Below are 12417 nucleotides of genomic sequence, written 5' to 3'. Positions count from 1 at the left end.
TTGTATTGTGAGCGCTCACATATATTTTTGGGCGTGTCGTTCACAACGTCCATAAAGCGCACTAGGCTTAGGGTTGTCATCAAAACACAACCGTTTTAAGGAGTAGTTGTGGCAGCAATTGAAAGCGTGTACGCGCGTCAGATTCTCGATTCCCGCGGCAACCCGACCGTTGAGGTCTATCTGGAGACCGAAGACGGCGCTCTGGGCAAGGGCCTGGTTCCGTCCGGCGCCTCCACCGGTGAGGCCGAGGCCTGGGAGCGTCGCGATGGCGACAAGGCCGTCTACAAGGGCAAGGGTGTCCTGGACGCCGTCAAGGCCGTCAACGAGGAGATCGCTCCGAAGATCATCGGCATGGACGCCTCCGACCAGCGCGCCCTCGACGATCTGATGATCGAGCTCGACGGCACCCCGAACAAGGGCCGCCTGGGTGCCAACGCCATCCTCGGCGTGTCCCTCGCCGCCATCTACGCCTCGGCCGAATCCGCCGAGATGCCGCTGTACCGCTACCTCGGCGGCACCAACGGCCACATCCTGCCGGTGCCGAACATGAACATCATGAACGGCGGCGCCCATGCCGACTTCGCCACCGACATCCAGGAGTACATGATCTCCCCGTACGGCTTCGAGACCTACTCCGAGGCCCTGCGCGCCGGTGTCGAGGTGTACCACACCCTCAAGTCCGTCCTGAAGAAGGAAGGCCTGGCCACCGGTCTGGGCGACGAGGGCGGCTTCGCTCCGAAGATGAAGTCCAACAAGGACTCCCTGAACTACATCATGGACGCCATCGCGGCCGCCGGCTACGAGCCGGGCAAGCAGATCGGCATCTCCCTCGACGTCGCCTCCTCCGAGTTCTACAACAAGGAGACCGGCAAGTACCACTTCGAGGGTGAGGATCGCGACGCCTCCTTCATGCTCGACTTCTACGAGGGCCTCGTCAACGAGTACCCGATCGTCTCCATCGAGGATCCGTTCCAGGAAGAAGGCTGGGACGACTGGGCGGCCATCACCGCTCGCCTCGGCGACCGCCTGCAGTTCGTCGGCGACGATCTGCTCGTGACCAACCCGAAGCGTCTGGCCAAGGGCATCGAGCTGGGTGCCGCGAACTCCCTGCTCGTCAAGCTCAACCAGATCGGCACCGTGACCGAGACCCTCGACGCCATCGAGCTGGCCACCGCCAACGGCTTCACCTCCATGGTCTCCCACCGTTCCGGCGAGACCCCGGACACCACCATCTCCGACCTGGCCGTCGCCAAGAACACCGGCCAGATCAAGACCGGTGCCCCGGCCCGTGGCGAGCGCGTTGCCAAGTACAACCGCCTGCTCGAGATCGAGGAGGAGCTCGGCTCCACCGCGAAGTACGCCGGCTACAGCGCCTTCAAGGCCTGCAAGCAGTACATCGCCAAGTGAGTTGTGCGCGCATAGCGTAACCGCATAAGCGAACGAACGGGCGAGGGATCCACTTCATGGATTGCTCGCCCGTTTGTTATGCGCGAAAACAGAAGGGCGGCAAGTCGGCCGCCATCATGTGCGGAAGGGTCGGGCGAGTGTTCCGTTCGTCACGCATGACGGGTATTTTATGCGTATGAGCAAATCGACCCGCACGCGCAAAACCGGAAGCAAACCCACCCGGAACAATCGTGGAGCGGGCCCCATCGCATTCTTCGTCTCCCTGTTCATCGTGGCCTTGGGCACCATCCAACTGGTGTCCACCTTCCATACCTACGCGCTCAATCTCGCCGAACTCAACGGCCTCAAACGTGAGGAATCCGCGCTGTTGGCGCAAAAGCAGGATCTGGAGGACGACATCGCCCGTTGGGACGACAAAGCCTACGTCACCGCGCAGGCGCGCGAACGGCTGGGATTCGTGTTCCCCGGCGAACAAGCGGTGCGTGTGCTGCATCCCGAGGCCGTGACCGGCGACACGCAGGACGAGGACGACTCGAAGTCGACCTCCACCTCCACGGAGCAGAAAAGCCTGCCATGGTACAGCGAACTCGCCTACTCCTTCGAACAGGCGGACGAGCCGACCGACGGCACATCGTCCGGCGGAGCGACGGACAGCACCCAGAACACGCAATCCAATACCGAATAGACCATCATTCACGAACACAGCAACACAGAGGAGAGACCGTGACCGCATCCGACACCCGCGACCTGAAGACGCTGGCGGCCGATTTGGCCGACCGCTGCCTTGCCAACCCGGCGAGCGACGAGGACGTCGCCACCGTGGAACGGCAGTTGGGCCGCTATCCGCGCGGCATGGTCTGCGTGGGTGCCCGCTGCGTATGCGGCCGGCCGTTGGCCGTCGTCACCCGACCGCTGCTGCCCGGAGACATCCCGTTCCCGACCACCTGCTATTTGACCGGTCCTGAGGCGGTCAAAGCCGCCTCGCATGTGGAGGCGGACGGCATCATGCAGGAGTACAACGATCTGCTGGCTTCGGATGAGACCGTCCATGCCGCCTACGAGCGCGCGCACGACCTGTATCTGGCGTTCCGTCACGAATTGGCGGTCCGTTTGGGTGACAGCGAGGAGCATATCGAAGGCATCTCCGCGGGCGGCATGCCCGTGCGCGTCAAATGCCTGCATGCGCTGATGGCGCAGGCCCTGGTGATGGGACCCGGCGCCAATCCGATCGGCGACCTGTTGCTCGAGCGCGTGTCGCAGGAGTTTTCGCCGACGATCTGCCGTTGCGTGCCCGACGAGCAGTAGGCGGAGCACCGCACGCGACCAGACCGGTTGCCATACTGGTCAGTCGCGCGCGTCATACGGCGAACATACGTGGAACAGCAGAGAGTAACGCACAAGACAAGGAAAGAAGGCGGGTATGGACTCGGTGTTGGTGGCAGGCATCGACTGCGGTACGAATTCCATTCGATTGAAGGTCGCCCGTGTCGACGAGCGGGGCATGCAGGAAGTGGTGCCGCGCGTCCTGCGGGTGATTCGCCTTGGCCAAGACGTCGACAAAACCCACCGTTTCGCGGATGAGGCGCTGGAACGCGCCTATGCGGCGGCACGCGAGTTCGCGGACATCCTCGCCCAATACGAGATCGACGGACTGCGCTTCGTGGCCACGTCGGCCACACGAGATGCCGAGAACCGCGAGGAATTCGAATCCACCATGGAGTCGATTCTCGGCGTGCGGCCGGAGGTCATCCCCGGCACGGAGGAGGCCGATCTGAGCTTCCTCGGCGCCACCAGCGTGATCGACCGCAGCGCCTTCGAAGCGCCCTATGTGGTGGTCGATTTGGGTGGCGGATCCACGGAACTGGTGCTCGGCGGCGACGGTGTGGACACGCCCAACACGCAGGTGCAGGCGGCGTTCTCGATGGATATCGGCTCCGTGCGCATGACCGAACGCCATCTGAAAACCGATCCGCCCACCGCCGAACAGATCGCGTCGGCCATCGTCGATATCGACGAGCATATCGACGAGGCGTTCCGTACGGTGCCCGCCGGCAAGGCGCGCACCATCATCGGCGTTTCCGGCACGGTCACCACCATGACCGCATTGGCTATGGGATTGACCGAATACGACCATTCCGTCGTCGACGGTCAGCGCATCGGCTTCGATGATGCCTTCGCCGTGGACGATAAATTCCTCGCCATGACCCGCGAGGAACGCAGCCGGTACAAAACCATCCACCCCGGCCGTGTCGACGTGGTGGGCGGCGGCGCACTGGTGTGGAACCGCGTGCTGGCACGCATTGGACAGGCCGCCGCCGAAGACCACGGCACGCCGATCGATTCGTTCATCGCCAGCGAGCACGGCCTGCTTGACGGCATTGTGCTCGATTATGGGCGTCGTCTGCTCAAAACGCGCTAGAATATCCAAGTCGGCTTCATGTCGACGCCACGCCCCTGTGGCGAAATCGGTAGACGCAGTGGACTTAAAATCCATCGCCTTTGGCTTGCGGGTTCGAGTCCCGCCGGGGGCACATGAAGCAATGGCATCGTCGGGTGGGCGGTGCCATTCGCATATCGGGCGATCGGGCGGATACCGTCGCGCCATCTGGCGGAAACATGGTCGTTGCAAACCGCCGCTAATGTTCCACGCAGTTGAATGAGCACGATGAATGGAGCGTTATGCCTTCGAACTGGATGGATACGGAGAAACCCGCACAAGGCGCGATACCGACGATGCTGGCCCAGGCGGCGATCGTCGCCGCCGCGCTGTGCGTGGGCGAGATCGCCTGCTCGCCGCTGTACTTCAATCTGCTGGCGCAATCCGTGGCGCTGGTGCCTTGGGCGCTGATGGCTTGCCTTATCGCGGTCGCGTTCTCCTACATCATCGGATTCGCGCTGCTGTGGTGCGCGGAATCCTTCACCAACCGCATGCGCGCCAACCTCCAGCCCTTCGCCTATGCGGTGGTTGGGCTGATCGGCTACGGCGTGTGGGGATTATTCGTCGTCTCCGCATCGCTTAACTCCGTGCTCGAACCCCTCGCGCAACCCCTGCTGAGCAACGGGCAGATCATCGCCGTCACAGTGAATAGCGGCGCGCTGGGCGCGGTGGCCTTCTTCCTGGCGCGAATGCTGGGGGAGAAGCTCGCCGTCCGACGCGCGCCGGCTATCGCCCTTATCGTGGCCGAAGCGGTGCTGGCCGTGGCGGGACTGGCTGTTATGGTAATCATGTTCAGGCAGCTGTACTGATTCCGTACGCTGCATGGCATGAAAGCGAGGAAGCCGTGTTCAGTGTGCTCGACATGTTCACCATCGGAGTGGGACCCAGCTCCTCGCATACCGTAGGGCCGATGCGCGCCGCCCACGAGTTCGCCGATGCCCTTGCGGCAGGCGGACTGTTGGAGCGTGTGGAACGCGTGCGGGTCACCCTGTATGGCTCATTGTCGTTGACCGGCATCGGGCACGGCACCGACCGCGCCGTCATGGCCGGACTTGAAGGCAATCTTCCCGACCTCGTCGACACGGAATACATGCTGCGCATTCGAGAGACCGCTGCCCTCGACCATACGTTGAACCTCGCGGGCTGCCGACGCGTCGCCTTCGACTACGACGCGGATATGGTGTTCGAACAGTGGAAGCGTTTGGCCGCCCACCCCAACGGCATGCGTTTCGTCGCCTACGACGAGGCGATGGCTCCGTTGGCGGAACAGGTGTGGTATTCCGTCGGCGGCGGGTTCGTGCGCCTCGGACGCGCCGACGACCCGCTGATCGGCATCCACGACCGGCCTTCGCACGATGACGTGCTGGCCGACGATGCGAACGTCCATGAGAACGATATGGACGGCGTGCCCTATCCCTTCTCGTCCTGCGACGAACTGGTGGCGCTTTGCCAGCGGCATCATGTCAGCATCGCCGAGCTCGTATGGGCCAACGAAACCGCGCAGCGCCCCGAGCGTGAGGTGCGCGAACGCATCGAACGTATCTGGCAGGTGATGCGCGACTGCGTGCACCATGGCTGCGTCTCCGACAAACTCCTGCTGCCGGGCGGGCTCGACGTGCCCCGCCGAGCGCCGAACATGTACTCACGCCTGTCCTCGAACGCCGACGTGCTCGCGCGCAACCGCCGCCGCGTCGACGCCGTGCTGGAATCCTCCGACGCGGCATGGGTGAACCTGTTCGCCCTCGCCGTCTCCGAAGAGAACGCCGGGGGAGGGCGCGTGGTCACCGCCCCGACCAACGGCGCTGCGGGCATCATCCCCGCGGTGCTGCACTACTACTGGCATTTCGTCGACAGCGCCAGCGAACAGGGCGTGGCCGACTTTCTGCTCACCGCCGGCGCGATCGGCTACCTGTTCAAACGCAACGCCTCCATCTCCGGTGCCGAGGTCGGATGCCAAGGCGAGGTGGGGGTCGCCTGTTCGATGGCGGCCGCCGGCTTGGCCGCGGTGATGGGCGGCGACCCCGCCCAGGTGGAGAACGCGGCCGAAATCGGCATCGAACACAATCTGGGCCTGACCTGCGATCCGGTGGGCGGGCTGGTGCAGATCCCTTGCATCGAACGCAACGCGATGGCCGCGAACACGGCGATCAACGCCGTACGCATGGCCATGCTCGGCGACGGCAGCCACATCGTCACCCTCGATCAGGCGATCCGCACCATGAAACAGACCGGCGAAGACATGATGGCGAAATACAAGGAGACCTCCAAAGGCGGCCTCGCCGTCAACGTCGTCGAATGCTAGCGGCCCCTTTCCGACCATCCCTATCGGCTGAACCGTTGGCCTCGGCGGCATGTGGTGCTAATCTGGTTGGCATTGTGTTTTCAAGGAGGTATTGATATGGCAGATACGACCATGCCCGTGGTGAACGCCGAATTCGGCACCGCCCCGGTGATTGAGTTTCCGACCGCCGAAGCCCCCAAGGGCCTCAAGGTCGTGGAGCTGGAGGAAGGCGACGGCCCGATGGTGCGCCGCGGCGACACCGTTACCGTGAATTACCACGGTGTGGTGTGGGGCAAAACCGACCCCTTCGACTCCAGCTTCGACCGCCACCAGCCGGCCAGCTTCGGCATCGGCGTGGGGCAGGTCATCAAGGGTTGGGACCAGACCGTGCCCGGCCACAACGTCGGTTCCCGTTTGGTGGTGTCGATTCCGCCGGAGTACGGCTACGGCTCGCGTGGAGTGCCGCAGGCCGGCATCGGCGGCGGCGATACGCTGGTGTTCGTCATCGACATCATCTCCACCCGCTGAATCCAAGCCTAAGGAGGGTTGCATATGGCCGAGGATAAGGTCTACCTGCTTACGCAGGACGCATACGACAAAATGAAGGAAGAGCTCACCTGGCGTGAGGGCGAATACCGCGACGAGATCACCGAGCGTATCGCCGCCGCGCGCGCCGAGGGCGATCTGTCCGAAAACGGTGGCTATCATGCCGCTCGCGAGGAGCAGAGCAAGAACGAAGGCCGCATCATCGAGCTGACCGTCAAGCTGCGCGACTCGAAGATTCTGGTGGCGCCGCCCGCCGGCACCGTGGGCAACGGCTCCGTGGTGACGATCGACCTCGCCGGTCGTGAGATGACCTACGTGCTGGGTTCGCGTGACCTGACCGTGGCCACCGACTACGACGTAATCAGCCCCGAGTCCCCGATTGGACAGGCCATCGACGGCGCGAAGGTCGGCGACACGGTGAGCTACCAGGCTCCCAACGGCCGCGAGATCTCCGTGACCATCAAGGATTCCCAGCCTCTGCAGTAGTGGTGCTGTTGGGCAAAAACAATTGTGCGGCGTTCGGTGAAACCGACGCCGCACAATTGTAATGTGGCTGTGCTCTACATCCACAGCGCCACGATGACCATGTAGATGGCGACCATGTGGCAGGCGTATCCGGCGACGGTTCCGCAGTGGAAGATCTCGTGGAATCCGAAGATGCGCGGGAACGGGTCCGGCTTGCGCAGAGCGTAGACGATGGCGCCGGCGATATAGCAGGCGCCGCCGGAGGCGAGCAGAATCACCACAGCGGGGCCGGCGGCGGGGGAGGCCCAGAACAGTCCCATGAATCCCACGCCGTAGACGCCGAAGACGATGTACACCACGGTGTAGAGCCAGCGCGGCGCGTTGATCCAGACCACATGGATGCCGATGGCGATCGCGGTGCACACCCACATCGAGGCGATGATGAAGTTGCGCCAGAACGGTTCGAGCGCGAACGACACCGGCGTGTACGTGCCGGCGATGAGCAGGAAGATGTTCACATGGTCGATTCTGCGCAGCACGTCGGTGACTTTGGGGCTCCAATCGCCCAGATGGTAGGCGGCGGAATTGGCGAACAACACCAGCGAGCTGGTCATGAACACCGCGCACGCCCATTTGAGTCCGGCACCCTGCGCCAGGCAGATGAGCACGATGCCCGCGGCCAGAGCCAGCGGGGCCGCGACGGCGTGAATCCAGCCGCGCATGGCCGGTTTCGGCCGCCCGTGCACGTCGAGTCGGATTTTGCGGGGCGGGTCGATGCCCTCGATGCCTTCGATGCGCGCGGCACGGGCCTCGCCCTTGGCCAGGGTCAGTTTGGCGCGCTCCTCGGCCTTAAGGCGGATCGCTTCGGCTTTGTAGGCCGCCTTGGCGCGTACGGCGTCGGCTTTGGCCTGCACGGCGCTGTCACGCGTGTCGAATACCGCCTGCTGCTTGGCCGCTATTTCGATTTCGTCGCGCTGTGTCATATCGCCGCCTTCAGGTTGTTGACGTTTATAAGCCTTACGTTACCGTAACTTACGCTACCGTAACATACTTGTCTCTCACATGCTACCCCGGTATGCGAATATTCGCCGCAGCCCCGTGCCCATACTCTGAGGCGCGGCGCGAAAAAACGCATATGCGCGCCCGGTCGTGCGTATGATGGTCGCATGGCAGATTTCACACATATTCTGGCGACCCGCCCCGATTTTGAAGACGAGGACCGCGAGTGGCTCCACCAGCTCGTGGCCGACTGGCAGGTGGTCGCCGACTTGAGTTTCGCAGATCTGTTGCTGCTGGTGCAGGACGGCGATGGCAGGTACGTGGTGGCCGAACAGTGCCGTCCCTCCACGGTGATGACGCTGCGTACGGAAGACGTCGTCGGCAACATCATGCCCGACGACATGACCGGGGAGTTGGATGCGGCCATGCGTTCCAGCGTGGTGTTCCGCTCCACCGTGCTGCACACCGTCGGCAAATCCACGGTGTGCAACGTATACGCTCCGGTGCGGCACAACGGCAAAACGCTGGGTCTGGTGGTGCGCGAGACGAATATGGCCACGCGCGAATCGAACGGCCGTTACGAGTCGGAGAGCATCATCGCCGGCAAGCGTCTGTATGAGATGATTCCCCGCGGCCAGTTCCCCTTCTCCGACGCGGTGATGAGCCAGCGTCACAACGCGCGTGTGGCGGACGGCTTCATCATCCTCTCCGTGGACGGCATCGTGCGCTACGCAGCTCCGAACGCCATCAGCTGTTTCCGTCGACTGGGCCTGCTCACCACCATGCCGGGCCACTATCTGAGCGAACTCGGCGCGCAGCTGCTGCATGAAAACGATCCCGTTCCCGAGTCCCTGCCGCTGCTGCTCTCGGGCAAGGCCGCGGTCGACGCCGAACTCAACGCCAACCGCTCCACCGTCTCGATGCGTTCGCTGCCGCTGTACGACGTGAACGGACGCACCGGCGGCATCGTGCTGTGCCGCGACGTGACCGAGCTGCGCCGCCGCGAGCAGGAACTGCAGACCAAGGACGCGACGATCTCCGAAATCCACCACCGCGTCAAGAACAACCTGCAATCCGTCTCCGCCCTGCTGCGTCTGCAGGCGCGCAAAACCAAAAGCGAAGAGGTCAAGAAGGAACTGCAGGAGGCCCAGCGGCGCGTGCAGACCATCGCGATGGTGCATGAGGGACTGAGCCAGACCGCCGACGAAGTGGTCGACTTCGACAAGGTGATCGCCAACCTGCTCAATATGGCGGTCGGGCTGGCCACCATGCGCGACCAGCACATCAGTGTGAACTTCATGGGCAAGTTCGGCATGATGCCCGCCCAGGACGCCACTCCGCTGTCGCTGGTGCTCACCGAGCTCATCACCAACTCCATGGAGCATGGTTTCGCCGGGCGCAAGGAAGGCACCATCACGGTGTCGGTCGGCCGTTCGGGCAGCAACCTCAATGTGGTGGTCGAAGACGACGGCACCGGCCTCGACTCCGAGGAGCACGACGGCATGGCGCGTTCCTCCGGATCCGGCTTGGGCACGCAGATCATCAACACCTTCGTGACCAACGACTTCGGCGGCACCGTGCATTGGGAGCCCCGCCGCGAGGGAGGCACGCGCGTGGTGCTCGATATGAAGCTGCGTGCGGCGAAGCCCCACGCCTGACGGCGCACCGCCGCATTCAACGGCACAGCTCAACGGCATAGATAGCGAAAACCCCTTCTGCCATTCATAGGCGGAAGGGGTTTACGCTGTAACGTTTCGTTTTTCGAAAGACGGACGGATGCGCTCAGATCTGCATCTGCATGGCCTGTGAGCGGCGGGCGCGCATGGCGCGGCGCTTTAAGGCGCGACGCTCGTCCTCGCTCAGACCGCCCCACACGCCGTAATCCTGATTGGTGTCAAGCGCGCACTTGAGGCAGGCGTCGATCACCTTGCAGGTGCGGCACACGGCCTTGGCCTCTTCGATCTGCTGGTAGGCGGCACCCGTGTTGCCCACGGGGAAGAACAGCTCCGGATCCTTATCGCGGCATGCGGCCTTCGCTCGCCAGTCAAATGCACTGCTCATATCGTTTCCTCTCGACGCTGTTCGCATACTCTCGTTTTGTCCTGTATTAGGTAATCATGAACCGGACGGTTTTTCAAGAGGTTTCGCGAGAAAAGAAGCGATGTTTTTCTCAAAGGTTCACAAACGCGCACTGCACGACAGCCGCCGAGCCTCCCGAAACCAGCACCGCACGGCCGGGTGTGGCGATGTCGTTCACGTCGAAAGAGGCCAGCAGCGAGGCCGGAATCCCACTGACCAGATCGGCCGTGCGTTCCCCGCAGGGGAATACGATCCGGGTGTCGCAATGCTCCGGCACATGCACATGCCGGGACGAGCGGACGGCGAAGATGACCGTCACGCTCGGATCGGCCAACGCCGTATGGAAGGCTCCCGTCAGTGGATCTGTCGAGAACGGGTCGAGCAACCGGTCCGCGTCGTCGACCAGCCATACCGGATGCCGCGTAGGAGTCGACATGGGAGGCGGCATGGGAGGTGTCAGGGGTGATGACAAGGGTGATGGCAGAAAATCGCTCCCACCCAAGGAACGGGCTGGTGCGTCATCATCGCCGGCAGGCGGCGAGAGACCGACGACCCGCATCGCGCAACACCTTGAGGCGACGAGACGGCGTTCCAACACCCGCAGCAGAGTGCTTTTGCCCCGCCCGTCGAGCCCGATAACGCCGATATTGCCGCGGCCGATGCGCAGGAGCGCGGGATGCAGTCGTACGCCGTCGTCGGACAGGCCGAACGGCACCATAATGGTTCCGTCCATATCAATCGTATGGTCGGCGGCGAGTTGTGAATCACGCAGACGCGCGGGCAACGGCGCGGTGAACAGCGGCGGTGGGGGAGGGACTCCCACCATACGGGCTGCCAGACGAATCGCCTCACAACAGCGTTCGATGTCGTAGGGCGCGGCGCAACGCAGCGCCGTCACCTCATCCGCGTCGTTGCAGTAGGCGGCGCCGGGCAGTGAGTGTGGGATGCGCGCCGCGCGGGAATCGTCGAGCAGTTCGCGTGACTGCATCTCGTCTCGCACGCGAAGGCACAGATTCAGTGAGATGTTCGCCTTCATATCGGCGCTGATCTGGCCCAGAGGATTCTGCGTACAGGCGATAAGATGCATGCCCAAGGATCGTCCCAGCGAGGCGACGCGCACCAGACGCCCCACATAGTCGGGCAGCTGGTCTTTGAGGGCGTGGAACTCATCGACAACGATCACCAGCCGGGGCGGCGGATTCGCCATCGCGGCGAGATCGGCGACATGATGGTCGGCGGCCAGCCGTTCGCGCCGTCGAAGTTCCGATTCCAACGCCTCGAGCGCGCGCACGGCATGCTTGAGGTCGAGATCGCATACGCTGCCCACGGTGTGGGGCATCCCCTCAAGGGGTCGGAAGGCCGAACCGCCTTTGAAATCCAACAGCACGAAGTTGAGACGAAGCGGATCGTTGGCCGCGGCCAGCGCCAGACACCAGCTTTGCAGCAGCACGGATTTGCCTGAACCGGTGGTGCCCGCCACCAACGCGTGCGGACCCTGCGTGCGCAGGTCGATGCGGAAGACCCCATTCACGCCGACACCGACGCATATGCGCATGGTAGGCGGATTCAGCCATGCGCGAACAACATCGCGCCAAGGAAGGCGCCCCCATCCCAGCAGCTGTTCCGTCGAGGCAGCGCTGAGCGCGCGCATGACGGCATTGTCTTCATCGGTGCCGTCCCCATGCGGAACACCGTCGTGCGTGGGGCCTGCGCGCGCAGATTGTCGTGCGTCGGTCCCGGTTTGGGGCGCGGAAGGATCGGTCTGCATGCCGTCTCCGGCGGAAGCCCACGTATACAGCGCAGAGGCCGCGCAGGCGACGATGCCGGGCATCACCATGGCGGCGAGCAGCCATTGCCGCTGCGCGAGCGAGGCCGCGATCATAACGGTTTGCGCCAACAGGGGCGCGCCCAACGCCACGAAAGTCAGCAGCCGACGATGCTGGACGATACGCCGGACACCATGTGACTGGACACCATGTGATCGGGCACCCTGCGGCTGGGTGCCCGGTCGTCGTGCGCCATGCCGGGCGTGGGATCGATGTGTTCCGGACATCTTTCCAGCGTGAACGATGGGGGAGCGGGAGCGCAAGCGGAACAGGGTGATGTGGTTCCAGCCTCGCGGTTATCCACCATATAAGGAGCGGGCGGCTCACATACGGTGTCCTGGAGGTTCGCATTGAAGGCCTTGTGGTCAGAAGATCCG

The 12417-nt window shown here is 63.6% G+C and carries 12 protein-coding genes and 1 tRNA gene; 10 read left to right on the top strand and 3 right to left on the bottom strand.

The annotated features are described in order from the left end of the window. Nucleotides 1–108 precede the first annotated feature (108 nt). The 9 genes from eno (at nucleotide 109) to AC1AV0_RS01050 (ending at nucleotide 7157) form a co-directional block, all read left to right on the top strand. A complete protein-coding gene (eno, locus tag AC1AV0_RS01090) occupies nucleotides 109–1407 on the top strand; it encodes a phosphopyruvate hydratase (RefSeq protein ID WP_476570648.1) in 1299 nt (432 codons plus the stop codon). A gap of 175 nt (nucleotides 1408–1582) precedes the next feature. After that, a complete protein-coding gene (locus AC1AV0_RS01085) occupies nucleotides 1583–2092 on the top strand; it encodes an FtsB family cell division protein (protein WP_476570647.1) in 510 nt (169 codons plus the stop codon). Between the two features lie 38 nt (nucleotides 2093–2130). Then, entirely contained in the window at nucleotides 2131–2712 is a 582-nt protein-coding gene (locus tag AC1AV0_RS01080) for a DUF501 domain-containing protein (protein WP_476570646.1), read from the top strand. Nucleotides 2713–2827: 115 nt separating this feature from the next. After that, nucleotides 2828–3826, top strand: a complete 999-nt coding sequence (locus tag AC1AV0_RS01075) for a Ppx/GppA phosphatase family protein (RefSeq protein WP_476570645.1) — start codon at nucleotides 2828–2830, stop codon at nucleotides 3824–3826. A gap of 31 nt (nucleotides 3827–3857) precedes the next feature. Beyond that, nucleotides 3858–3938 (top strand) — tRNA-Leu (locus AC1AV0_RS01070). Nucleotides 3939–4086: 148 nt separating this feature from the next. Beyond that, a complete protein-coding gene (locus tag AC1AV0_RS01065; protein WP_476570644.1) occupies nucleotides 4087–4653 on the top strand; it encodes a cadmium transporter in 567 nt (188 codons plus the stop codon). Between the two features lie 35 nt (nucleotides 4654–4688). Beyond that, entirely contained in the window at nucleotides 4689–6146 is a 1458-nt protein-coding gene (locus AC1AV0_RS01060) for an L-serine ammonia-lyase (protein ID WP_476570643.1), read from the top strand. Nucleotides 6147–6242: 96 nt separating this feature from the next. Further along, nucleotides 6243–6653 (top strand): FKBP-type peptidyl-prolyl cis-trans isomerase, encoded by a 411-nt coding sequence (locus AC1AV0_RS01055; protein WP_072724002.1) that lies wholly within the window; start codon nucleotides 6243–6245, stop codon nucleotides 6651–6653. Nucleotides 6654–6677: 24 nt separating this feature from the next. Beyond that, the gene (locus AC1AV0_RS01050) at nucleotides 6678–7157 is read left to right on the top strand and encodes a GreA/GreB family elongation factor (protein WP_476570642.1); all 480 of its coding nucleotides are present in this window, start codon (nucleotides 6678–6680) and stop codon (nucleotides 7155–7157) included. A 74-nt stretch (nucleotides 7158–7231) separates the two neighbouring features. On the opposite strand, the gene trhA is transcribed toward AC1AV0_RS01050, so the two are convergent. Further along, nucleotides 7232–8119 carry a PAQR family membrane homeostasis protein TrhA gene (gene trhA, locus AC1AV0_RS01045; protein ID WP_476570641.1) on the bottom strand — a complete coding sequence of 296 codons (888 nt, stop codon included), beginning with the start codon at nucleotides 8117–8119 and terminating at the stop codon, nucleotides 7232–7234. A gap of 183 nt (nucleotides 8120–8302) precedes the next feature. Here trhA and AC1AV0_RS01040 point away from each other — a divergent pair, with 183 nt between their 5' ends. Next, a complete protein-coding gene (locus AC1AV0_RS01040; RefSeq protein WP_476570640.1) occupies nucleotides 8303–9793 on the top strand; it encodes a sensor histidine kinase in 1491 nt (496 codons plus the stop codon). Between the two features lie 124 nt (nucleotides 9794–9917). Here AC1AV0_RS01040 and AC1AV0_RS01035 read toward each other — a convergent pair whose 3' ends face one another. Together AC1AV0_RS01035 and AC1AV0_RS01030 are read right to left on the bottom strand one after the other, a co-directional pair. Continuing rightward, nucleotides 9918–10196, bottom strand: a complete 279-nt coding sequence (locus AC1AV0_RS01035; RefSeq protein ID WP_003835265.1) for a WhiB family transcriptional regulator — start codon at nucleotides 10194–10196, stop codon at nucleotides 9918–9920. 109 nt (nucleotides 10197–10305) lie between these two features. Continuing rightward, on the bottom strand, nucleotides 10306–12111 hold the full coding sequence (locus AC1AV0_RS01030) for an FtsK/SpoIIIE domain-containing protein (RefSeq protein ID WP_476570639.1): 1806 nt from the start codon (nucleotides 12109–12111) through the stop codon (nucleotides 10306–10308). Nucleotides 12112–12417: the final 306 nt, after the last annotated feature.

Source organism: Bifidobacterium sp. LH_558, assembly GCF_056356295.1.
Note: the sequence above shows the minus strand (reverse complement) of the source record. Positions and strands in the feature narration are given on the sequence as shown.